Genomic DNA, 22,864 nt, shown 5'->3' on the forward strand with positions numbered 1-22,864 from the left:
AATGAGAGTTAGATTTGGTTTTGTCGCAATGAGTACTATACTTGAAAATGCATCTCCATCGAAGACGATGACGTATGCAAGCTTTTCTAAGCTAGCTGATCGTCAAGCTGCGATCGGGCGACTTGAGCAAATCGCTCAACAAAATTTACATAACACATTGCGTTTGTTGAAGCATGCTTATCATCATGATATTAAGCTATATCGTTTCTCATCAAAGCTTATTCCACTATCTACGCATCAAGCATTAGCTGAATGGAATCCATATCCTTCATTAGCTGACGACTTCAAAGCCATTGGCGACTATGTTCAAGAGAAAGGGATTAGAGTATCATTGCATCCAGATCATTTCTGCGTATTCAGTACACATAGACCAGAGGTGCTTATTAACTCTATTAGAGATATTGAGTACCATGTCAGCATGCTGGAAGCAATGGGACTTGATGAACGTTCTAAATGTAATATTCACATGGGCGGTGCATATGGAGATAAAGTAACCTCAAGTGCACGTTTTATTGAACAATTCAGTAGTATTCCAAACCGTTTGAAGTATCGAATTACACTTGAAAACGATGATAAAACGTTTAATGTAGAAGAAACATTATTAGCAGCAGAGGCAGTAGCCGTTCCAATGGTTCTTGATATTCATCATTATGCAGTTAATGCTGGTCATATTTCTGAGCAGATGCTTGCTGAGCAATTATGGTCACGGATTCAACGTACATGGGAAATGGAATGTCAGCGCTTAGAGCTATCTAGTTCAGAGCAACTTCCGGCGAAAATCCATGTCAGTAGTCCCAAAAGCGTCTCAGATCCAAGAGGACATGCTGATCTTGTTGAAGCTGCTCCTGTTTTGAAATTTCTTAGGGCGATTACACCAACGACTAACTATGTTGATTGTATGCTGGAAGCCAAATCAAAGGATCAGGCAGTGTTTCAATTGATGGACGAGCTTAAGCAGCTAGCATTGTCTTCTAGTGATATTACAATTGTGGATGATGCTACTATTGAAATTATGAGTACGTAAACAAAGTTTCCTATTGCGGAAGAGTAAGTATAATAAAAACATACTTATTCACCATAATAGGAAGGTTTTACCTAAAATTTGTAATCGCTTTCTCGAATGATGTTTGAAGCTACTATCAAATTATTATAATATGGATATAGTAGCTGATGCATTAGACATTAGAGAGTAAAGCTAAGATTACGCAAAGAGAGAAGAGTGATAGAACGTGAATGAAGAAAAATTACCCCCAGTTGTAGGTAGTAAGAGCTTCACAGCTGTCGCCATTAATTGTGCAGCAAAAGCAGGAGAGTGGATCAAAATAAAGCTAGGTAGCGTTGAGAAATTGGAATTAAAACACTCATCTGCGGATCTAGTTACAGAAATTGATAAAGGGTCTGAGCGACTGATTAAAAAATTAATAGGGACACATTTTCCGGACCACGCATTTCTAGGTGAAGAAGGTGTTGAACCTGGAGCTGCTGCGTCATCTAAAGCTATTGCTGATGCGAAGGATGCTGAATACTTATGGATTGTTGATCCGATCGATGGGACAACTAACTTTGTGCATGGATTTCCATTTTTCTGTGTGTCGATTGCATTAGCTTATAAAGGTGAAGTCATTGTTGCAGTTATTTATGATCCAATGAAGGATGAGCTTTTCGTAGCGGAAAGAGGTAAGGGAGCTTATGTACATGGTAAGCGACTAGTGGTTTCACAGGATGCAACGCTAGAGCAAAGCCTTATTGCAACAGGTTTCCCCGCAGATCCGATCTACGCGTTACCGCTTAATATGAAGAGTTTACAGCATATTGCACCAAAAGTACGTAATATTCGTGTGTCAGGCTCAGCGGCGTTACATATGGCATATGTAGCAGCGGGACGTCTTTCAGGTTTCTGGGAAATGAATTTGAATAGTTGGGATCTTGCAGCAGGATCACTTCTTATTCAAGAAGCGGGCGGTGTGGTAACGGATATCGATGGCAGCCCCTATACATTAGAGGTGCGTAATATCGTAGCGTCTAATGGCACAATTCATTCACAGTTTGTTGATGAATTACAGAAGTCTTTACAAAATAGTAAATAGCAGCTGTAATAAGTGCAATTAGAGTGATATTTGTCACGGTACGAATTGGAAAACTCCACTAAGATTAGAGGACATTAGGGTAAAGGAGCAAAAAAAATGAAAATTCGTCAAAGCATAGTCAAGAAATTTGTGATTGGTATAACAGCTGCCTCTTCAATTACATATGCAACAAGTGCATTTATTTTACTTGTGATGAATGGAATGTTTGAAACGATACCATCAGGGGTATTTGTAGTAGGAACTCTTGCTTTTGGGGTGTTTTGGACTGGGTTATTTGGTTATTTTGCTGCCAAATGGTTACTTCGCCCATTAATAGCTTTGACTAATAACGTCACCGAAGCGGCTACTGGTAATTTGAATGTAGCTTCAGTAGAAATAAAAAGCCAGGATGAAATGTATAAGCTTGGTGCAGCAGTAGATACAATGTTAACTCAATTCCGTACAATAGTAGAAAGTATTAAAGAAAACTCAGTACAAACAGATAAGCATGTACAGGAGCTACAAGGTGCCGTGAATCAGTCGGCAGTTCAGCTTGAAGGATTAACTATTCAATCCGAACAGATTACATCAGGTACGAGTATGCAGGCTAGTTCAACACATTTATTACATTCATCAGCAGATGAATTATATCAATCGGCACTTCATATGCAGTCCGAAGCGAATCTTGCCAAGGAGCGTACGGAGGAAATGAATCGCGCTGCGACTCAAAGTGAGGAAGTATTCCGTTCTTTAGTGGATGGAATGCATCAGCTAGAGACGTTGAATAAAGGCTCTTTGGAAACGATTGAGCAACTCAGTGAGTTAGCAGATGAAATCGGTAACATTTCAAGTGTAGTCGGTGGGATTGCCGACCAAACTCATTTATTAGCGTTGAATGCGGCTATTGAAGCGGCAAGAGCTGGTGATGAAGGTAGAGGTTTTGTTGTAGTTGCTCAAGAAGTTAAGTCATTAGCAGATAGTAGCGGTCAAGCGGTTGGCGAAATTCGTGCGCTAATCGAACAAGTTCAGCAAGGTGTAGCTCGTGCTGTGCAATATATTAACGAACAATATAAGTTATCAAGTCAAGAAGCAGCGAATGGTGAAAAGTTCGCCCAAGCTTTCAATGAAGTCAAAATGGATGCTGCAACGGTTTCAGTAACCGTAGACAAAATGGCGGATTTACTGGCAAAACAAGCCGTTCAAGTTGATGAATCGCGTGAGCAGACAAGTCGTGTCGCTCAAGTTGCTGAAAATATTAGAGAAGGCGCGGAACTCGTTCATGATACTTCGCAGCAACAAGCAGCAGTGATGGAAGAAATCGCAGCATCGACAGATGAGCTACGAGTAAAATCAACAGATCTGTTACAGAAAGCCGCTTACTTTAGAACATAAACGGCTATGTCATACAACGCAAAAACCGCTAGTCGATTAATTCGACTAGCGGTTTTTGTGTATTTTGGGCACGTGAACGCGAACGGCTAATCATTCATGGCTTCCAACTGAGGTTCAAACCCAGCAATGTGTACGGCACGAGTACACGAGCGATCAATGCCCGAAGCTTTCAATGAAAGTTCAAAAAGTGGGCTTTCAGAATCGAGAAGATGGAGCGCTACTTGAGAAAGGCGGAAGCGCAAGTGTACGTGGTTGGTACACGCGGCCCTACAATGTTTCTGCAAGAAACATACATCGGAAGCTTATGCTATAATTTCCAAGTTCGCTTCATATTCGATGTCGAATAACCTTCTAAGCATACCCATCGTTATCAAAGTCCATTTTTTGAACTACCTCTTTAGAGGAGAGTTTCTGCACCGTCGATAAAGACCTCACTCCCCGTCACATGACTTGATTGAGTGGATGCTAGAAATAGTACCAAATTAGCGACTTGCTCAGCACTACCCGGACCGTGCTCAAGTGGCTGTTTACCTTCAGGATAGGTAACGGGGATTTCAATTTCACTAACTTCTGGCTGGCGGAACGTGTTTTCTCCAATATTCGTTGCAATCGCTCCTGGACAGATAACATTTACTCTAATTTTGTAGCGAGCAAGTTCCAGTGCTGCCATCTTTGCAAAAGCAACCTGTCCTGCTTTGGAACTACTATATGCGGACATACCAAAGCTAGAAAATTTGCGACTACCATTAATCGAACTTGTAACAATAATACTGCCACCATTATTTTTCATATGTGGAATCGCATATTTGACGGTAAGAAACGTGCTTTTAAGGTTAGTAGTTAATGTTTCATCCCATTGATCTGCTGTAATATCTTCAATAGGCGCTACAGTACCGTTAATCCCTGCATTTGCAAATATGATATCTAACTGACCGAAGGCTTCTATCGCTTGATTGACAGCATTCTCTACACGTTCGGGATTGGCAACATCTGTATCAATAAATAAGCATGTGCCTCCTGATTGTTCAATGTGATTAACTGTTTTTTCGGAACGCTCATTATTAAGATCAACTAATACAATTTTTGCCCCTTCCTTTGCCATCAGTAACGCTGTTGCATGTCCGATACCTGATGCAGCACCTGTAATTAATGCAACTTTTCCTTGCAGTTGTTGCTGATTCATTGAGTATACCTCCTGAACTATTCATAGTTGCTAATAGACAAAAATATTTGCGATCATGATGTGTTACTTTGCAAGCATTACTATTAAGATGACCAATTACGAGATAAATACCCACATATAGAATGAGATTAAACAATAAAATAAACTGAATTCATTAGAATCATATTTAACTTAGGCCATCGAGTTGACTTTTATGATATGAATAGGTAATATACATTAAAATCGAATAATTAAAATCAGTGATAAAGAGAGTAATTCATTAGAACAAGATAGCGAATTAGGGATGGTGAAAGCCTAATACACGACTAATGAATGAACCGCACTTTGGAGATATTTCTTGAACAATGAGTAGGGAAAATCGGGGAGTCACCTCGTTATCAATGGAAAGCGGCCATATTTAGTGGCAACTAGAGTGGTACCACGGGAAGCTATGCTCTCGTCTCTTATTTAGAGACGGGGGCTTTTTTAATTTGAGAGGAGAAAAGTAGATGATCTATGAACAATTGGCATTAGTTATTGCCCAAGCATTAAACAATGAATTATGTAGCGATGAAATTGAAAAGTTACTTGAGAGACCAAAAAATCCAGACCATGGAGATATCGCTTTTCCATGTTTTACATTGGCGAAAAAGCTTAGAAAAGCTCCACCACAAATTGCAGCGGAATTAGCACGAAATTTGCAGGATGAATGGATTCAAGAAGTGATTGTGGTGGGGGGATACGTTAATGTTTTCCTCAATCAAGAGAAGCTTACTAATCATGTATTACATACGATCATGGCACAGAAGTGTCAATATGGTTCTAGTTTATCTAGACAAGAAAATGTAGTTATTGATTACTCTTCTCCCAATATTGCCAAGCCATTCTCGATGGGACACTTAAGATCAACAGTAATCGGGCATGCGCTCGCTAATATTGCTGAGAAAAATGGATACGAGGCAGTTAGAATTAATCATTTAGGAGATTGGGGTACACAATTCGGTAAACTGATCGTTGCTTATCGACTATGGGGAAATAAAGAGGCAATTGAGGCAGCTCCAATTCAAGAGCTATTGAAGATTTATGTGAAATTCCATGATATGGCGGAAACTGATGAATCGTTGAACGAGCAAGCGCGTGCTGCCTTTAAATTACTAGAGGACGGTGATAGTGAAGCGCTTGTCCTGTGGAAATGGTTCCGTGACGCTTCACTAACTGAGTTTGAGACTATCTATCAAATATTAGGGATAACGTTCGATTCCTATACTGGTGAAGCCTTCTATAATGACAAAATGAAACCGATTGTCGCAGAGTTACACGAGAAAAACCTTCTTACATTATCAGATGGTGCGTATGTAGTGGAAATGGAAGATCAAATGCCTCCATGTCTAATTACGAAGACGGATGGAGCGACACTGTATGCTACGCGCGATTTAGCGGCAGCAGTTTATCGTCACAATGAGTATGACGCCGTGAAAACTTTTTATGTTGTAGGGAATGAGCAGTCGCTTCATTTCAAGCAATTGTTTAATGTCCTTAACAAAATGGGATATGAGTGGGCGAATGAGTTGCAACATGTTCCGTTTGGTATGATGCTAAAAGATGGCAAGAAAATGTCTACTCGGAAAGGGAAGGTTGTTTTACTCGCTGATGTATTAGCAGAAGCGGTTGATACAGCAATGCAAAATATCGAAGCGAAAAATCCGAATTTAGAGCACAAGGAATTAGTTGCTAAGCAAGTTGGAGTCGGAGCAGTTATATTTAATGATTTGAAAAATGATAGAATGAACGATATTGATTTCTCGCTCGAACAAATGATGAATTTTGAAGGGGAGACAGGTCCATACGTCCAATATACCTATGCGCGTATTTCATCTATTGTTGAAAAGGGGAATTACGAAGAACAATCGTTAGAATTTACAGCTTTAGGAGAATACGCTTGGCCAATTATTGTTATGTTAGAACAATTCCCAATGACGGTGCAAAAGGCTTTCCAAATAGCAGATCCTTCACAAATTGCGAAATTTGCTATTAGCTTAGCGCGTGCGTTCAATAAGTATTACGCACATACGAAAGTATTAATTGATGATGAACAGAAGCAAATGAAGTTAGCTTTTGTTCATTGTGTAGCAGTAGTACTGAAAGAATCATTACGATTGCTCGGAATTTCAACACCCAATAAGATGTAACAGCGATATGAATTCATTTAGGAGATACGGCTTGCTATCGCGGTATCTCCTTTTTTGTGAAGCTAGATAAATATATTCGCCATCTAATAGATAACGGAGTAATGTAATGATTTATATATGCTACAGATATTTACTAGCTTCTCGAATACTTAGCGGGGCAAGCTGCTCCCGATATTTCCCAACAAATGCTCGCACCCATCCTGGGTTTGTTTTACTATAGTCACGTAAGCTCCAGCCGATTGCTTTATTGATAAAAAATTCGGTTTGACCAAAGTTGTTCATTATAATTAATTCGAGCAAGTCAGTGTTAGTTTTTTCTTTGCGCGATAGCTGATGATCTATGGCAATTCTTTTAAGCCAAAAGTTATCGTCGGTACTCCATGCAATCATTAACAAATGCCCAATCGATACAGTTTTCTTTTCTCGCTTGTTGAAAGTAGGATTTATGTAATGCTTTTCGCTTTGGCATTGGTATGCCTAGAAAAGGAAATTGATCCCGCATATAAGCACTCATTTTCACTGCTTTCTCAGCATCGGCACTATTCTCTATTTCTATTAATAAATTTGTGAAGTCCATCGTTCAAATCTCCTCTACTATGTGTATGTTAAACAAATTCGAAATATTGCGATTAGAGCGTTAAGATGATTCACTTAAGTTGAATTGAGTTATAATGAAATCGATGTGAGCGACTGATTATGGATACAATAGCATCGAATGAACATGCAAGCAATTATTACGAATAATGAATCTTACGATATATTATGATGTTGAATTTGTACTATTGCAAGGTTATCCGGCCTTGCAAACGATGTAAGCAAGACGGTATCGATATCCCACAGTAGTAATGGGAAGAAGGTCTTCAGTTATGGGGATGAGGCTGTTACAATATTGGAGAAATAAGTGTGGGAATATACAAAAAGATGGAGTGAAATAATGATAGCTGAATTTATATATTGGTCGATGTTACAACAGAATGACAATAGATACGTAATTGCAGCAACTGAACTAGGGCTCTGTTATATTGGTTCACCTAATGGAGAATGGAATGATCTAAAAGATTGGAGTAATGTTTATGCAAAGCAATCTGAACTTATCGAGAATGATGAACAAATAGCTCCATATATTGCTCAGCTACAAGCTTATTGGAAGGGTGAAATTAGACAATTTTTATTGTCGTTTGATTTGCGAGGGACTGATTTTCAACAACGAGTATGGAAAGAGTTACAACATATTCCATACGGTCAGACGGTTAGTTATCAGCATATTGCCAATCAATTGGGGAAGCCAACGGCGGCAAGAGCAGTAGGTACAGCAATTGGGAAAAATCCGGTACTTATTGCAGTTCCTTGTCATCGCGTAATCGGCTCAAATGGCCAATTAACAGGCTTTCGTGGTGGATTTCAGATGAAGCAGGAGCTATTGGAGTTGGAGCAAGCGTGTCGCTGAGTAGAATGCATTGAAGCCTAAAAGCAAAAAATGAAAGAACTCCGAAAATCCTCAGCACTCAAAGGTTTTCGGAGTTTTTTTAAAAGTCAACCCTGCGTAGGGCTGGTCTTCATTTCATATATTTTTTGGAGCGTAAGGACATGCTTCGTCTTCTCGTCATCGTCCTCTGTGTGGAGATACCACTCCACAAGTCTGTACCCGAATACAAGAAGGATCAGCTCGTAGATGCAATGATCAGCGATAGGGGTTACATCCACATACTCCGAAAAGCCTTTGTAATACGCGGGGACACATCGCTGGTAATATTCAACCATGTGATCGGTATCCGCTTCATCCGCAATAAGGCTTGCGAGATCCTCGCCGAGGTAGCCCCATCCGCATGTATCCCAGTCGATGAGCGCGATTTTCCCTTCGGCATAGATCAGGTTAGTCACCCAGAAGTCCCGGTGGCATAGCACGAGGGGCAATTTTTCAATGCGGGCGAGTATCTCGTCTGCGTGCTCATCAATGTCGATGAGCATTTGCCGCAAGTGCTGCGGGAATTCGCAGTCCTCCGAGCGTATATAATCGTAGACGACCGGCCATGACCGGTAATGCAGATACGTATTCTTCATGAGATCCGCATGGCTAAGGTTGGTCAGGCTCTGCAGCGCGGCGGGCTGCTCCGCATACAGCTTGCCTTGATAGCGTCCTAACTCCAGCGCTGCCTGTTCATACATTTCACCGGTCAAGTCTAAACCGGTTACGCCATCGATATATTCCAGCCACAGCTGGAATTCATTTTCTTCGGCATTCATCTCAGCGTAATAACATGTCGGCCAACGGAAGGTATCGGAGAACGTCGCTCCCAAATCAGAAGCATATAGATCATATTCCCGGCGCCATGAATCTGGATCACCGTAACGGTCCCATTTCTTCTGGATCTTCAACACGATACGGTACGGAAATTTTTCGCCATTCGCGGTTTCGGCGATCCCTGTTACCAAATTCACATTCCCCACAGTTCCACCCTGTAACGGCATGGTTTGGATGTCGGCCGAGATGATATCTTTCTTGAACAGTTGGCTTAAGGCATAGATCAGCGTTTGGAATTTAATATTCATATTTTCCATCCTCCGTTTTTCTTCGTTTGCTTGCTCCACATGGCGGTTGTTTTGTTTCTAGCCCTCTTGTCGATAAGGTAGCTCGTTTTATCCTGGACATACTTGTTCTCATACTGCTGAGCAACATAATGCTCCCACCGTTCACGCGACAACGAACCCTCGGCAAGCGCGGCGAGAATGGCACAGCCCGGTTCGGCTTGATGGCGGCAATCCGTAAATCGGCATTGCGGGAACCATTCCTCCACATCGGTAAAGCCTGCTTGTATGCCTTCGCCAGCATCGAAAAGCCCAAGCTCACGCATACCCGGTGTATCGATGACCATCGCACCGGAGGGGAGCATGAACAGCTGACGGTGCGTTGTCGTATGCCGCCCTCGACTATCCATCTCACGGATCGGCTGAACCTTCATTACGTCCTGTTCTATCAACGCATTGAGCAGAGATGATTTACCGACGCCGGACATACCGAGAAAAACAACTGTTTTACTAGGTATCAAGTAGGGAGCGAGTTCGTTCAGCCCCTGGCCTGTATGACTGCAGATCGCGTGAATTGGTACATCAGTGATGCTTTGTGTGACATCTGCGAGTGAGAGATTATAATCTTCAACGAGATCAGCCTTGGTCAGAATGACGACCGGCTGACCGCCGCTCTGCCTGGCTTGTGTTAGGTACCGCATGATGCGGGTAACGTTAAAATCCCAATTCAGAGAAGAAAGGATAAACACATAGTCAAAGTTGGTTGCGACGACCTGTTCCAGCACGGTTTTGGCATAGCCTGCGGCATGCCCTGAGTAATCTGCGCGTGAGAACTTGGATCGGCGGGGCAGTAACGTAACGATGAGAGAATCTCCGCTCTTGTTATGGTACAACGAGACAAAATCACCGATACACGGAAAGTCTTCTCGTGTTTCCGTGCTGTGATAGAACGTGCCTTTGAGCACCGCCGTTACTTCGCCGCGCTCGGTCATGACTGTGAAGCGCTCACGCCGAAGCTCCGTCACCCTGCCAGGTAATAATCCGTTGGGAATTGCTTCTATTTCTGTGTAGCCATAGGTTTTCAAATCCATAGTTTTTTTAGCTCCTTTAATATTGTTTTTTGGACGCAAAAATGCCACGGACAAGCAGCCTCTAAAAGAAGCTGCTGTCGCGCGGCATCAGGACGCAAAAAGATACGACCTTCATCGTATCCTGCAAACAGCAATATTCACGAAAGGTTACTTCGGATGGCATAGCAAATAATACGGGGGTTTTCCCGCTTTTTTCGCATATGCCTGCTATTCAGTTTTAAGACCAAACCACCATATAAGTAGTTGCCATTAAAAACATCTCCCTTCGTGTCAAGAACTTGCTTATCTCTAAGCTGTCTATATAATAACATATTTTAACAAAAAAACAACGCCGGACAGCACAGATTATGTCGGTCTGCTCTATCGAAGTGTGCCATTGATAAAGAGCTCGCAAAAGCCTATTTACCCAGATTTCGCCACCAAGCTCACGAAACGAAAGAAGGATAGAGATTCAGATGTATTCTGAAATCTCTATCCAATCTTAATTTATCCAATAAAATGTGGCTCAAAACCAGCGCTTGACGAAATATGAATGGACATACGGATGTGCCGAAGTAGCTCCATTTCACGCACTTTGACGCTACTTTTGGTATTGCTACGCCGCAAGTAGAGAATGAAGCGCAAAAATGATCTTCATTGTGTGCGGATGGTAATCAAGTGGGGAATGAAGCACAAACGAGCGGACACACAGGACGCTAATTAGCTAAAAACCACCACTTTAGGATGTAAGAGGACTCACAGGACCCTATTGATAGTTTAATACTGAACATTCACTAGCAAACGAGTGTTTAAGATCCTGTGAGTCCGCGTAAACTCGAAATGAGCGGAGAACGCAGAAATAAGGTCCTGTGAGTCCACTAGTATTACTAATGGGTTTGGTTTGTACTGAGCTCAGCAGCGAACGCCGCAGTAGCCCCATCCAGCGCACATTAAGGCTACTTTTGGCTTTGTTATATACACGAGTACCAAGGGGCCAAAGCTATCTGAAAAATGATCAATCATGCCCATAACGTACCTGATGTCCGCTTACGTATACAAATTTAAGCAGTTAAGCACTTATTATGAGGTTGAGCCTAAAATGTCTAACATTATATTAAATTGCTTAACTATTATTTCAACTTGAACGCTACATCGATCTCATCGATACGAGCAGGCTCCATATTAATAATAGTGCCTATTGCTTTGGCAGCAATAACAGCCATTGCACTGTATTCTGCTACTTCTAATCGATCAAATGCACTTAATAGACTAGATCCTGTAACGACAGCACAGCAGTTTTGACCGATAACTATCGGTGTCTGCGATGTAAATAACTTGGCTGTTTCTTCCTCGCGGGTATACAAATCATCATGAGGAACTTTCGGAATATCACGTAGCAAAATATAACTTTCAGGAATCATCCGAGAATCAAATACTTCTTCCGTAATCGCAAAAGCCATAATATTTGGCGGATGTGCCAAAATAATAGATTTGATATGTGGCTGTGCATCATAGATAGCCTGCTGAAGCTTAATCGAGCGACTTGGTGTTTTACCAGCTTCACGTTTACCGTCTTTAATACGAACTAGGTCAGCAGGTTGAAGATATTTGCGATCCATATTGAACGGTGTTGTAATGATTGAACCGTCAGCTAAACGTTGCGAGAATGTACCTTGTGTACTTGTAAATAACTGCTGCTCGTAGGAGCGATGAATTAATTTACACATTTCGCGACGCGCTTCGCGTTCCTCACTCGTAATCGTAGTTGGTGTGAATTCCTCAAGTTCTGACTCATGTGCAACGATATCGACAGTTGAAACAAGCTCAGAAGGTGTACCGATACGTCGCGCATTAATTTCTAATCTTGCGCAATATTCCAACGTTTCAAATCGTTGGAAAGCTTCGAATAGATCATTGCCCGCAACAACAACACCATGATTTTCAAGCATAACCGTATTAATACCACTTGCAAAAACATCAGCGATTTTGTTGCCAAGATCCATACTACCAGGAAGTCCATATTCTGCCATACCAACCGTTCCACATACACGATAGTCATGTGGCAGCAACTTTACATTTGGGATTTTTCTAACGATACTAAAAGCAATAAGTGCAGGGGGATGCGCATGAACAACTGCTTTCAGATCAGGACGTTTTGTGTAAATTAATTTGTGAAACGGATATTCACTAGACGGGCGATGCTTGCCGACGATCGTACCATCAGCCTTCACGCACACAATATCCTGTCTTGTTAATTCACCTTTATCAATACTTGCTGGTGTAATCCACATATCGCCATTCTCATCGACAACAGATAGATTTCCACCTGAAGTTGTTGTCATTCCATAGCCATAAATACGTTCCATCATCATTACGATTTGATCAGAAGGGTGAAGATAATTAATATTCATACAATTTGCTCCTTCTCAATTAAGTTAGTTATTTTTATTCATAGATGTAATATTGAAATAAGTATGTTTACATTGTACTGAAATTAATTTAGTTAAGCTGTAACAAATATCCTATAAGTTTTTCATTACTTTATGTGCAGCTTCAATTGTAAAATCGATATCAGCCTCAGTATGAGCTATCGTCATAAACCATGCTTCATATTTCGACGGAGCTAGATTAATACCTTCGTCAAGCATACCTTTGAAGAAACGACCAAATAGTTCGCCATCTGTATCGAGTGCTTCGTCATAATTAGTTACTTCATGATTACAGAAGTGAGTAGATAATGAGCCGACGATTTGATTCACTGTTAACGGAATGCCGTTTGCTTCAGCGGCTGCTAGTAATCCATCCTTTAACTTGCTAGTAAGTCGATCCATACGATCGTAAATACCAGCTTCCTGAAGAACTTCAAGACAGGCGATACCTGCAGAAATTGAAGCGGGATTACCGGCCATTGTGCCTGCTTGGTAGGCTGGGCCTAATGGAGCTACCTTTTCCATAATTTCACGGCGACCACCATAAGCGCCAATTGGTAGACCGCCACCAATAATTTTCCCTAATGCTGTAAGATCCGGTTCGATCGCTTGATGATCCGGGAAGGCTGAGTATGTCTGAGTGGAGCCATAGTGGAAGCGGAAGGCACTAATAACCTCATCGTAAATAACAAGTGCGCCAGCCTCTCTAGAAAGCTTACAAACGGCTTCGAGATATCCTTCCTTAGGCATGACCATACCGAAGTTACCGACAATGGGTTCAATCATAACTGCGGCAGTTTCTGAGCCCCAACGCTGTAGTGCTGCTTGTAGTGCTGCAACATCATTATAAGGAACAGTAATAACCTCTTGCGCGATACTTGTTGGAATACCAGCACTATCTGGAATGCCTAAAGTAGCGGGGCCTGAGCCCGCTGCAACTAATACGAGATCAGAATGTCCATGGTAGCAGCCAGCGAATTTAATGATTTTATTGCGGTTTGTGTAAGCACGAGCAACACGAATCGTTGACATCACAGCTTCTGTACCTGAGTTTACGAAACGAACCTTGTCCATCGATGGAATAGCGTCTTTAAGCATTTTCGCTAATGTAATTTCTAATTCTGTAGGTGTACCGTATAGTGTGCCATTTTGAGCGGCCGTAACAATCGCCTCGGTAATATGTGGATGAGCATGTCCAGTAATAATTGGACCGTAGGCAGCTAAATAATCTAAGTATTTGTTGTTATCTACATCCCAGAAATAAGCCCCTTCAGCTTTTTTCATAAATACAGGTGCACCACCACCAACTGCTTTATAGGAACGAGAAGGGGAATTCACCCCACCAACGATATGTTGTAACGCTTGTTCATAAAGTGCTTCTGAAGTTTTTCTTTGTCGTGACATCTGTTTAGTCCTCCAATTTTTCATAGCTTCTAGGTATAGCTTCATTGTGATGAAAAATACATCGGAAGCGTAATCTTAAATTTTTCATAGCTTCATTGTGATGAAAAATACGACGGAAGCATAGTCTTAAGTTTTTCTTAGCTTCATTATACAACAAAACATGGGAACGCAGGCTGCGTTCCCATGTTTTGTACATTCCATATGAGCAGTTTTCGCCTGACTATTCCATAATCAATGAAATAGAAAGCTAAACTATTTCGTTGTTGAAGTTGTTGCCTCTGTACCATCGCTAGGCTCATCGGTAGCGTCTGGCTTAGGCGTAACGACTTCTTGTACATAGTTGTGAATATCGTCCTTGCTCGTGTAGCTTAATACTTCCGCGCCCCCTCTATTTACTTCGCGTAAATAATCGAAAGGAGGGATTTGTGCAGTATCGCCCATTTTGAGACCAATACCTGTTTGACCTAATTTTAACATATCAGAAACAGTCATATTAGTATCGATATATGGGGATACACTATCTAATATTTTCTTCATATTAATAATATTCCAAGTGGTCTGCATTTCTTTGGCAACGGTCATAATAAAGTTACGTTGACGTTCTGTGCGAGTATAGTCACTCATCGCATCGTGACGGAATCGAACATATTGTAACGCTTTATCGCCATCTAGTAATTGATAACCTGCTTTAAGGTCGATATCATACCGGTTTTTATCGGCGTTATCCTTATATTTCATGTTTTTTTCGACTGTGAAGTTCACACCGCCGATAGAATCTACTAAAGCTTTAAATCCTTCAAAATCTGTATACACAAAATATTGAATCTCAAGTCCGAGTAGATCACCTATCGTTTTCATGGCAAGTGGTGCGCCACCGAGTGTGATCGCTGTATTAATACGACCTTCGCCGTATCCTTCAATATCTGTCCAAGTATCACGAAGGATGCTGAATAGATTAGCTTGTTTCGTTACGGGATCTATGGAAGCAACGATCATGGAATCTGAACGAGCAAGTTCATTGTCTTCAGCTTCACGTGCATCTCCACCGAGTAATAAAATATTGACGCGTTCCTTGCCTTCCCATGTAGGAATTTCGACAACGATATCGGGATCTTTTTTGTTAAAAATAGATTCTCCAGGATCCTTCTTGAAACTACCAGCCGAACCTAATACGCCAGCCCCCCAATAAACAGATGCCCCAATAATAAGAACAAGAATAATGACGATAGATGTAATTAACCGTTTTGACCTTTTAGTTTTAGTTTTTGGCTTTGACCGTGTACGCATCGCGTGTTTGGTCTCCTTTCAGTTAGAGCATAAAGTAGTAGTCATGCATCAGTTAAAACTTCATGGTATGCTAGTTATATAAGTTTATTAACAAGTTAATAAATAATATTCACGCAATAATACATTTACGAGCTGCTAGAAGTTTTGTATGATTACATATCATCAAATTATAAAGCTTGTAGACAAGTAGTTGCAAGTTTTTCGTAAAATCGCCCCTATTTCCCAGGAAATGACGATTAGAAAGGAGTCATCAGTGTCTTATGCTAGCGATAGATGTAAAAGATTTACGCAAACAATTTAAAGTGCAAAAAAACCGTGAAGGACTATCTGGTGCTATGAAAGACTTATTCAAACGCCAATATCAAGAGGTAACAGCGGTTAAAGATATTACATTCCAAATACCTCAAGGTGAAATCTGTGGTTATATTGGTGAGAACGGAGCCGGAAAATCGACGACGATCAAAATGTTAACGGGTATTCTTGTACCAACATCAGGGGAGTTAGTTGTCAATGGCTATGTTCCGTATCGTGAACGTGAAAAATTTGTAAATGGAATCGGTGTTGTATTCGGTCAACGCTCTCAATTATGGTGGGATATTGGTGTTATTGAATCATTTCAATTACTAAGGAAAGTATACAATGTACCGCAAGCAGATTTTAATAGACGATTGAACAATCTTGTAGAAAGACTACAGCTGGGTGAGCTACTGAATCGCCCTGTACGTAAGCTAAGTCTAGGTCAACGGATGCGCTGTGAAATTGTAGCCTCTTTGCTTCATAATCCTTCGATCGTATTTCTGGATGAACCTACGATTGGGTTAGATATTGTAGTAAAGACAGAAATCCGAGATTTCCTATTAGAGATGAACCGTGAAGAAGGTACGACGATATTATTAACTACCCATGATCTTCAAGATATTGAAGCATTATGCTCTAGAGTTATTATGCTTGATGATGGAGCAATTATTTATGACGGTGGACTCCAACAATTGAAGACGACATGGAGTAAGGGGAGAGAAATTCAATTCCAATTTGCTGAAGCGATGAGCGTTTCTCAACTACAAGCATTAACTAAAAGTCTTGCAGTATCTTGGACGAGAGAAAATGAATATTCTGCTAAGCTGTTTGTTCCGAATGAAGTAAGTTTCTCCGATGCGATGGGGCTTGTAGTCGGTGGAGCGCATATTCGTGACATCAAAATTTTTGAGACGAATACGGATGATATTGTACGAGGCATTTATCAGACGGGCTCGGCAGAAGTGGCAACGAAGGAGCCAGTCTTGTCATGATGAGAGTATATATTGATTTTATCCGAATGCGTTTCTTAATGATGCTTGCATATCGGGTTAACTATTATAGCGGCATCGTAATATACGCCATTAATATAGGCGCTTATTATTTTCTATGGAAAGCAATTTATGGTTCACAGGAAACATTAGCGGGCTTCTCTATCGAGCAAATGACGACTTACTTGGCGATCTCCTGGATGGCTAGAGCATTTTACTTTAATAATCTAGACCGCGATATTGCGAGCGAAATACGTGACGGTAGTGTAGCGATTCAGATGATACGTCCTTATAACTATCTTGTTGTTAAGCTAATGCAGGGCTTCGGTGAAGGGTTATTCCGCTTTATGCTGTTTATGATACCTGGGCTAGCTATTGTCTGTCTTATATTCCCAGTGAAGCTGCCTACTGATCTGACAGTATGGGCAACTTATCTCGGAATGCTTTTATTTAGTTTCTTAATTAATTCGCAAATTAATATTATGACAGGTCTGTTCGCATTTTTTGTGGAAAATAATGAAGGACTAATGCGAATGAAGCGAGTAATGGTTGACTTGTTCTCTGGTGTTATTATTCCGATCGCCTTTTTCCCAGAATCATTAGCTCGTATTATGGCGTGGCTACCGTTTCAAGCGATTACGTATTTGCCAAGTGCTATATTTACCGGGCGAACACCGCTTTCGGAAGCTGGTCAAGTTTTTCTAATTCAATTGACTTGGTTGACGATTCTTATGATACCAATTTTATTCATGTGGCGTGCTGCAAGGCAACGGCTATTCGTGCAAGGGGGTTAGGACATGTTGCGCTACATGACGTTAATGCTTGAATATTTGAAAAACTATGTAAAAACACGTCTAACCTATCGAGCAGATTTCTGGGTTGAAGTGTTTTCCGATTTGCTACAGCAAGGAATGAATCTTGTATTCATTCTTGTAGTCTTTCAACATACGCCATTACTTGGCGGTTGGAGTCAGGCGGAGGTTATTTTCGTCTATGGCTTCTTCATGATTCCATATGGCATTTTCAGCTCGTTCTTCAGTATTTGGAATTTTAGTGAGCGTTATATTGTAAAAGGTGAGATGGATCGCGTGTTGACAAGACCAGCTCATAGTCTATTCCAGGTACTGCTTGAAAATGTCGATCCTCCGTCCTTAGTAGGCTCTTTCGTAGGTGCGATTATTATGGCAGTATGCTGGAACGATCTTGGTCTAGTACTGCATTGGACCGATCTCTTTGTACTTCTGGTATTTATAATCGGAGCAGTATTTATTTATGGCGGGATATATACTGGTTTAAGTGCGATATCGTTCTTTACAGATGCTCCAACGGGTATCGTTCCATTAATTTACAATATCCAAAATTATGGGCGTTATCCCATTAACATTTACAATAAAATGATTCGTTTTGTATTAACTTGGATGCTACCATTCGCCTTCGTTGGCGTTATTCCAGCCTCATATTTCTTAGCGCCGAAAGAAGATAATATCGCGCAGCTAGCGATGCTAACGCCACTTATGGGGGCAATTGTATTCGGGATAGGATTAACTGTCTGGAATATTGGCGTGAAGCGCTATCGTGGAGCGGGATCGTAAATATTAAAGCAGACGAAAATGTTCCTATATCATTGCCTATTAGGCTTTGGTGTAGGGCATTTTTTTTATGTGTAAATGAGGGGAAAAAGATGTAATAAATGTAACTTTTTACACATAATGAACGTTTAATATGTTATACTAACGACTAAATTGCACTCTTTTCGAAGGAAGAATAATGATCTGAAGTTAATAAAGGGGAAATGCAAATTGTGTGGATTCGTATCCATCTTCAATAAAAATAACATAGCTGTAGATACAGATATGCTTAACCAGATGACGAATATTATTACACATCGTGGTCCTGATGACGAAGGTATGTACATAGATAATCATGTAGGACTAGGTTTTAGACGCTTAAGTATGCTCGACATAGAAAACGGAGCACAACCGCTTGTAAATCAATGTGACAATATTTGTTTGGTTTTTAATGGTGAAATATATAACTATTTAGAGCTAAAGTCATGGCTGATTGAACGAGGGCATTTGTTTCATACAAGATCTGATACTGAGGTTTTATTACATTTATATGAGGAAGTAGGAACAGAGTGCCCGACTATATGAGGAAGTAGGAACAGAGTGCCCGACATATTTACGGGGGATGTTTGCATTTACGATTTGGGATAAACGACATCAACTGATGTTCTCTGCACGCGACCAATTTGGTATAAAACCTTTATATTACACGGAAACACCAACAGGTTATATGATCGGATCAGAGATCAAATCTTTACTAGCTTCTAGTAAATTGGTTCGAGAAGTAGATGAACATGCATTTTATCATTATTTAACGTTTCAGTACGTTCCTGAACCGGCTACTATGTTTAAGTCTATCTACAAGCTTAAAGCGGGTCACACGATGATTATGACGATTGACTCTATTACGATATCTCCTTTTTTTGATGTGCAATTTAATCCGGATAATACAAGATCATTTCCTGATCTTGTTGACGAAGCACGTTCTGTCATTACTGAATCCGTTCGCTTACATCGAAATTCTGATACCGGGCGGGGTGCTTTTCTGTCTGGAGGCATTGACTCTAGTGGATTAGCTGCATTGTTACAGCGGCTAGAACCTACCAAAACATTTTCTGTCGGCTTCGACATTCCTGGTTATAGCGAATTGGATTTGGCACGAACAACAGCCAAGTATTTAGGGACAGAACATCATGAGATTTCTGTAAATGCAAAAGAATATATGGATATTCTACCATCCTTGATATGGCATATGGATGAACCTGTCGCAGACCCTTCCTTAGTTGGACTTTTCTTTGTATCTAAATTAGCCAGCCAACACGTAAAAATGGTTTTCTCAGGTGAGGGCGCTGATGAGTTTTTTGGGGGCTATAACATTTATCATGAGCCACACTCACTGAGACATTTTAAATATATGCCGAGCTATATGAAACGAATGGTCGGTCAGCTAGCAGAATTGATGCCAGGTGGTATGAAAGGAAAAAGCTTCTTGGAAAGAGGAATTCAGCCACTTGAACAACGTTATTTTGGAAATGCTAAAATTTTTGGGGATGCTGAGAAAGCTAAATTGTTATCACAGAGGTTGATGGAAGCAGGCTTGTATAGTCCAACTAGCTCGATTACTTCGCCTCTTTATGAGAAAGCAACACAATATGATCCAGTAACCCAGATGCAATATATTGATATTCACACTTGGTTAAGAGGAAATATCCTAATGAAGGCGGACAAAATGTCGATGGCTAACTCGCTTGAATTACGAGTACCATATATCGATATTGAAGTATTTAAATTTGCAGCTACTCTACCTACGGAGTATAAAGTTACACCGAATGCTACAAAAATGTTATTTCGTGAATCGATGAAGGATATTGTTCCGTCTACCGTGCATACCAGAAAAAAACTAGGATTTCCTGTTCCGATTAGAGTGTGGTTGAAAAACGAATGGTATGATTGGGCGAAACAACTGATACATACTGCTAATGTAGAGCAATGGCTGAATAAAACCTATGTGTTACAATTGCTGGAGCTGCACAAAGAAGGGAAAATGGATAATAGCCGAAAATTATGGACGATTCTTATGTTTATGTTATGGCATCAAATTTATATTGAGCAGCCTAATTTAGAGTCGAAAAAGCTTAATAAATAACTTATATTGAACAAGTAGATAATCATCGTCAAAATTCCAAAAAAATGAAAGTTCAATTGAACATCCCATAAAGGAGTGAAAAGAGTATGATAGTTGGTGGACAGGCACCACCCTTCTCATTACCCGCTTCTGATGGTACTGAGTGGTCATTAGAAGTGTGTCGTGGTCAAAAGGTAGTCATATTCTTCTATCCGAAAAATATGACGCCAGCATGCACGCAAGAGGCTTGTGATATGCGTGATCGCTATGCTGAACTACAAGGACTGAATACTATTGTAGTAGGAATTAGTATGGATACAATAAAGTCACATTTGAATTTCACAAGCAAGAAAGAACTTCCGTATCTTTTATTATCAGATGAAGATCATAAAGTATGTGAATTATATGATGTATGGCAATTGAAGAAGTTATATGGCAGAGAATATATGGGGATTGTTCGCACAACCATATTGATTGATGAACAAGGGATAATTTCTCATATATGGTCAAAGGTTAAAGTGAAGGGGCATGCCGATGCTGTGCTCGAGGCGGTACGCAGTAGCTAATTGAAAATCATTTTAGAACATTAATGATATGCGATTAAGCTCAATACATCGCAATTGTTATCAAAGTCCACTTTTAACAACCTCTATAGTATATTTAATGACGCTAAGCGTTATTTCTGTCTGGTCAGCACATTGACTGGACAGAGGTAACGCTTTTTTCTATTTTATACTGTATGTACTTTGTTTCAACCAGTCCGATATTTGGCGGCTTAAGGACAATGATAACTTTGTTTGCAACTGGCGTTGGGAAAAGTAACCAAGTCGCCGCACGGACTATAAAATTAGAGTCTATGGAACGAAACCGAAATTTTGTTAATATCCAGCTCCACATGTCATAGCGGAGAGAACTAATCACTAGTGGAGAAGCGAAAGCGGTCGTTTTTGTCCTCGGATTTATACCGCTATGACCATCACCAAAATCCGAGGACAACGGCGATCGGAACAGTGATTAGTTCTTGGAGCGGTTCCCGATCGGAACAGTGGATGGTTCACGGAGCGATCCCCGATTAACGAGTAGCTTATGTTGAAAAGTACGAATTTACAGTAATTACGGTTATGAGCGGACTAGTCTATTCATACAATGAATCATCATGCACTAGAAATGAGGCGAGATATGAAGCGGCGATTATTAGTGCTACTACTATTGTTGAGTATACTTGCCTGTTGTAGCAATCAAGTGCAACGACAGAGCGAACCATCTGCAGTAATGCCAAGAAGTCTATGCATGTTATACATACAACAACCGCTTAAGATGGTTGAATACGCAAGCTTCGAGTATAAAGAGACAAATTTCGAAGGTAAAGTGGCAAATTTCGAATGTAAAGGGCTTAATGGTCTTCCGATCGATTCGGCATTCTATGGTCGGTATGGAAAGTCATGTTGGGATGATCATAACGTGGCACTGCCATATGAGCAAGCTGCAGAAACCAACGGTCCTAAAGTACCGCCATCATTTCAGCCTAGTACGGATGTGAATGAGCATGAATATGCAGGCGTTGCTTATCTTACATTTGATGATGGACCAGGTAAATTTACAGATGAAGTACTAGATATACTAGCTGAAAATGATATACCCGCCACATTTTTTGTGCTTGGACAACAAGTGGAACGATATCCTGAAATCGTGCAGCGTATTAATGATGAAGGACATAGCATTGGCAATCATTCATACAATCATGTGTACGACGAACTATATAATGATTTTACAAATTTTTCAGATCAAGTGCTCCAAACGTTGCAGGCGATATATGAAGTGACAGGTGAACAAACACGATTACTTCGAGCGCCAGGTGGAACTTATTACAATATTGATACAAGTTACTACGAGGCAATGAGTGAAGCGGGCTTTATTATGTTCGATTGGAATGTTGACAGTGGTGATTCTGCTGGACGTAATGTTACGGCAGAAGCGATAGTTAACAACATTAAAGAAGCTAATCTAATGAAACGTGTCATTGTTCTTATGCATGATAGTAATTCGCATGAGGCGACAATAACGGCATTACCCGAAATTATTACTTATTATCGTGAACAAAATTACCGTTTTGATATGATTACTACTACAACTGATCCAATGGTTTCAAAAATTACAGATAACATTCGATGGAAGCGTACAGCTGTTACTGAGCAGGAGAAAACTGAATTTATACAACAGGTTAACGAGTTGATGAACCAGTAAATGAGTAGGTTGCTATAGTTTGAAGTTAGCTCGCATGACAGGGCTAGTTATGATAAATATTGAGAAATAGCCATCTAGCGAATAATGGTGAAGCTACTAAATTTAGTAGATCAGTTCGG

20 protein-coding genes and 1 other annotated feature are annotated in these 22,864 nt (G+C 40.6%); of the genes, 12 read left to right on the forward strand and 8 right to left on the reverse strand.

The window, feature by feature from the left end; all coding sequences use genetic code 11:
- Window position 1: 1 nt before the first annotated feature.
- The 3 genes from uvsE (at window position 2) to AC1TO5_RS07005 (ending at window position 3,458) form a co-directional block, all read left to right on the forward strand.
- Window positions 2-1,024, forward strand: a complete 1,023-nt coding sequence (gene uvsE, locus AC1TO5_RS06995) for a UV DNA damage repair endonuclease UvsE (protein ID WP_482062083.1) — start codon at window positions 2-4, stop codon at window positions 1,022-1,024.
- A gap of 205 nt (window positions 1,025-1,229) precedes the next feature.
- Window positions 1,230-2,087 (forward strand): inositol monophosphatase family protein, encoded by an 858-nt coding sequence (locus AC1TO5_RS07000; protein WP_482062084.1) that lies wholly within the window; start codon window positions 1,230-1,232, stop codon window positions 2,085-2,087.
- Between the two features lie 96 nt (window positions 2,088-2,183).
- Window positions 2,184-3,458, forward strand: coding sequence for a methyl-accepting chemotaxis protein (locus AC1TO5_RS07005; RefSeq protein ID WP_482062085.1), 1,275 nt, complete (start codon window positions 2,184-2,186; stop codon window positions 3,456-3,458).
- Window positions 3,459-3,855: 397 nt separating this feature from the next.
- Here the strand turns inward: AC1TO5_RS07005 and AC1TO5_RS07010 are convergent, their stop codons facing one another.
- Window positions 3,856-4,641 (reverse strand): SDR family oxidoreductase, encoded by a 786-nt coding sequence (locus AC1TO5_RS07010; RefSeq protein ID WP_482062086.1) that lies wholly within the window; start codon window positions 4,639-4,641, stop codon window positions 3,856-3,858.
- Between the two features lie 230 nt (window positions 4,642-4,871).
- Window positions 4,872-5,088: a binding site (T-box leader), on the forward strand.
- Window positions 5,089-5,129: 41 nt separating this feature from the next.
- Here AC1TO5_RS07010 and argS point away from each other — a divergent pair.
- Window positions 5,130-6,809: an arginine--tRNA ligase gene (argS, locus tag AC1TO5_RS07015; RefSeq protein ID WP_482062087.1), complete on the forward strand. Its 1,680-nt coding sequence runs from the start codon at window positions 5,130-5,132 to the stop codon at window positions 6,807-6,809.
- Between the two features lie 120 nt (window positions 6,810-6,929).
- Here the strand turns inward: argS and AC1TO5_RS07020 are convergent, their stop codons facing one another.
- Together AC1TO5_RS07020 and AC1TO5_RS07025 are read right to left on the reverse strand one after the other, a co-directional pair.
- Window positions 6,930-7,199, reverse strand: a complete 270-nt coding sequence (locus AC1TO5_RS07020) for a DNA alkylation repair protein (protein WP_482062088.1) — start codon at window positions 7,197-7,199, stop codon at window positions 6,930-6,932.
- Window positions 7,174-7,386, reverse strand: coding sequence for a DNA alkylation repair protein (locus AC1TO5_RS07025; RefSeq protein ID WP_482062089.1), 213 nt, complete (start codon window positions 7,384-7,386; stop codon window positions 7,174-7,176). The genes AC1TO5_RS07020 and AC1TO5_RS07025 overlap by 26 nt, the downstream gene beginning before the upstream one ends.
- Before the next feature lie 357 nt (window positions 7,387-7,743).
- On the opposite strand from AC1TO5_RS07025, the gene AC1TO5_RS07030 reads away from it, so the two are divergent.
- Complete coding sequence (locus AC1TO5_RS07030; RefSeq protein ID WP_482062090.1) at window positions 7,744-8,256, forward strand: methylated-DNA--[protein]-cysteine S-methyltransferase; 513 nt, start codon at window positions 7,744-7,746, stop codon at window positions 8,254-8,256.
- An 86-nt stretch (window positions 8,257-8,342) separates the two neighbouring features.
- Here AC1TO5_RS07030 and AC1TO5_RS07035 read toward each other — a convergent pair whose 3' ends face one another.
- The 5 genes from AC1TO5_RS07035 to AC1TO5_RS07055 form a co-directional block, all read right to left on the reverse strand.
- Window positions 8,343-9,359 (reverse strand): aminoglycoside phosphotransferase family protein, encoded by a 1,017-nt coding sequence (locus AC1TO5_RS07035; RefSeq protein ID WP_482062091.1) that lies wholly within the window; start codon window positions 9,357-9,359, stop codon window positions 8,343-8,345.
- A complete protein-coding gene (gene rsgA / locus AC1TO5_RS07040; protein WP_482062092.1) occupies window positions 9,356-10,426 on the reverse strand; it encodes a ribosome small subunit-dependent GTPase A in 1,071 nt (356 codons plus the stop codon). The genes AC1TO5_RS07035 and rsgA overlap by 4 nt, the downstream gene beginning before the upstream one ends.
- A 1,109-nt stretch (window positions 10,427-11,535) precedes the next feature.
- Complete coding sequence (locus AC1TO5_RS07045) at window positions 11,536-12,816, reverse strand: class II aldolase/adducin family protein (protein WP_482062093.1); 1,281 nt, start codon at window positions 12,814-12,816, stop codon at window positions 11,536-11,538.
- Window positions 12,817-12,927: 111 nt separating this feature from the next.
- Window positions 12,928-14,238: a glutamate-1-semialdehyde 2,1-aminomutase gene (locus AC1TO5_RS07050; RefSeq protein WP_482062094.1), complete on the reverse strand. Its 1,311-nt coding sequence runs from the start codon at window positions 14,236-14,238 to the stop codon at window positions 12,928-12,930.
- 252 nt (window positions 14,239-14,490) lie between these two features.
- A complete protein-coding gene (locus tag AC1TO5_RS07055; protein WP_482062095.1) occupies window positions 14,491-15,525 on the reverse strand; it encodes an LCP family protein in 1,035 nt (344 codons plus the stop codon).
- Window positions 15,526-15,785: 260 nt separating this feature from the next.
- On the opposite strand from AC1TO5_RS07055, the gene AC1TO5_RS07060 reads away from it, so the two are divergent.
- From AC1TO5_RS07060 to AC1TO5_RS07090, 7 genes are all read left to right on the forward strand, one after another.
- Window positions 15,786-16,814: an ABC transporter ATP-binding protein gene (locus AC1TO5_RS07060; RefSeq protein ID WP_482062096.1), complete on the forward strand. Its 1,029-nt coding sequence runs from the start codon at window positions 15,786-15,788 to the stop codon at window positions 16,812-16,814.
- Complete coding sequence (locus tag AC1TO5_RS07065; protein ID WP_482062097.1) at window positions 16,811-17,605, forward strand: ABC transporter permease; 795 nt, start codon at window positions 16,811-16,813, stop codon at window positions 17,603-17,605. Before AC1TO5_RS07060 ends, AC1TO5_RS07065 begins: the two co-directional genes overlap by 4 nt.
- 3 nt (window positions 17,606-17,608) lie before the next feature.
- The gene (locus AC1TO5_RS07070) at window positions 17,609-18,403 is read left to right on the forward strand and encodes an ABC transporter permease (protein WP_482062098.1); all 795 of its coding nucleotides are present in this window, start codon (window positions 17,609-17,611) and stop codon (window positions 18,401-18,403) included.
- Window positions 18,404-18,610: 207 nt separating this feature from the next.
- Complete coding sequence (locus AC1TO5_RS07075) at window positions 18,611-18,964, forward strand: hypothetical protein (protein WP_482062099.1); 354 nt, start codon at window positions 18,611-18,613, stop codon at window positions 18,962-18,964.
- Window positions 18,965-19,001: 37 nt separating this feature from the next.
- On the forward strand, window positions 19,002-20,522 hold the full coding sequence (asnB, locus tag AC1TO5_RS07080; protein ID WP_482062100.1) for an asparagine synthase (glutamine-hydrolyzing): 1,521 nt from the start codon (window positions 19,002-19,004) through the stop codon (window positions 20,520-20,522).
- A gap of 86 nt (window positions 20,523-20,608) precedes the next feature.
- Complete coding sequence (bcp, locus tag AC1TO5_RS07085) at window positions 20,609-21,067, forward strand: thioredoxin-dependent thiol peroxidase (RefSeq protein ID WP_482062101.1); 459 nt, start codon at window positions 20,609-20,611, stop codon at window positions 21,065-21,067.
- Between the two features lie 613 nt (window positions 21,068-21,680).
- On the forward strand, window positions 21,681-22,745 hold the full coding sequence (locus AC1TO5_RS07090) for a polysaccharide deacetylase family protein (protein WP_482062102.1): 1,065 nt from the start codon (window positions 21,681-21,683) through the stop codon (window positions 22,743-22,745).
- Window positions 22,746-22,864 lie beyond the last annotated feature (119 nt).

The sequence above is a fragment of the Paenibacillus sp. Y930 genome, assembly GCF_056786375.1.

What these genes read in the sequence shown, in the direction of transcription:
- AC1TO5_RS07035 (WP_482062091.1), bottom strand. Translation starts at nt 9,359, where the DNA reads ATGAATATTAAATTCCAAACGCTGATCTATGCCTTAAGCCAACTGTTC.
- AC1TO5_RS07055 (WP_482062095.1), bottom strand. Translation starts at nt 15,525, where the DNA reads ATGCGTACACGGTCAAAGCCAAAAACTAAAACTAAAAGGTCAAAACGG.
- AC1TO5_RS07070 (WP_482062098.1), top strand. Translation starts at nt 17,609, where the DNA reads ATGTTGCGCTACATGACGTTAATGCTTGAATATTTGAAAAACTATGTA.
- uvsE (WP_482062083.1), top strand. Translation starts at nt 2, where the DNA reads ATGAGAGTTAGATTTGGTTTTGTCGCAATGAGTACTATACTTGAAAAT.
- AC1TO5_RS07060 (WP_482062096.1), top strand. Translation starts at nt 15,786, where the DNA reads ATGCTAGCGATAGATGTAAAAGATTTACGCAAACAATTTAAAGTGCAA.
- bcp (WP_482062101.1), top strand. Translation starts at nt 20,609, where the DNA reads ATGATAGTTGGTGGACAGGCACCACCCTTCTCATTACCCGCTTCTGAT.
- AC1TO5_RS07025 (WP_482062089.1), bottom strand. Translation starts at nt 7,386, where the DNA reads ATGGACTTCACAAATTTATTAATAGAAATAGAGAATAGTGCCGATGCT.
- AC1TO5_RS07020 (WP_482062088.1), bottom strand. Translation starts at nt 7,199, where the DNA reads ATGATTGCATGGAGTACCGACGATAACTTTTGGCTTAAAAGAATTGCC.
- asnB (WP_482062100.1), top strand. Translation starts at nt 19,002, where the DNA reads ATGTTTGCATTTACGATTTGGGATAAACGACATCAACTGATGTTCTCT.
- AC1TO5_RS07030 (WP_482062090.1), top strand. Translation starts at nt 7,744, where the DNA reads ATGATAGCTGAATTTATATATTGGTCGATGTTACAACAGAATGACAAT.
- rsgA (WP_482062092.1), bottom strand. Translation starts at nt 10,426, where the DNA reads ATGGATTTGAAAACCTATGGCTACACAGAAATAGAAGCAATTCCCAAC.
- argS (WP_482062087.1), top strand. Translation starts at nt 5,130, where the DNA reads ATGATCTATGAACAATTGGCATTAGTTATTGCCCAAGCATTAAACAAT.
- AC1TO5_RS07005 (WP_482062085.1), top strand. Translation starts at nt 2,184, where the DNA reads ATGAAAATTCGTCAAAGCATAGTCAAGAAATTTGTGATTGGTATAACA.
- AC1TO5_RS07010 (WP_482062086.1), bottom strand. Translation starts at nt 4,641, where the DNA reads ATGAATCAGCAACAACTGCAAGGAAAAGTTGCATTAATTACAGGTGCT.
- AC1TO5_RS07090 (WP_482062102.1), top strand. Translation starts at nt 21,681, where the DNA reads ATGAAGCGGCGATTATTAGTGCTACTACTATTGTTGAGTATACTTGCC.
- AC1TO5_RS07065 (WP_482062097.1), top strand. Translation starts at nt 16,811, where the DNA reads ATGATGAGAGTATATATTGATTTTATCCGAATGCGTTTCTTAATGATG.
- AC1TO5_RS07045 (WP_482062093.1), bottom strand. Translation starts at nt 12,816, where the DNA reads ATGAATATTAATTATCTTCACCCTTCTGATCAAATCGTAATGATGATG.
- AC1TO5_RS07050 (WP_482062094.1), bottom strand. Translation starts at nt 14,238, where the DNA reads ATGTCACGACAAAGAAAAACTTCAGAAGCACTTTATGAACAAGCGTTA.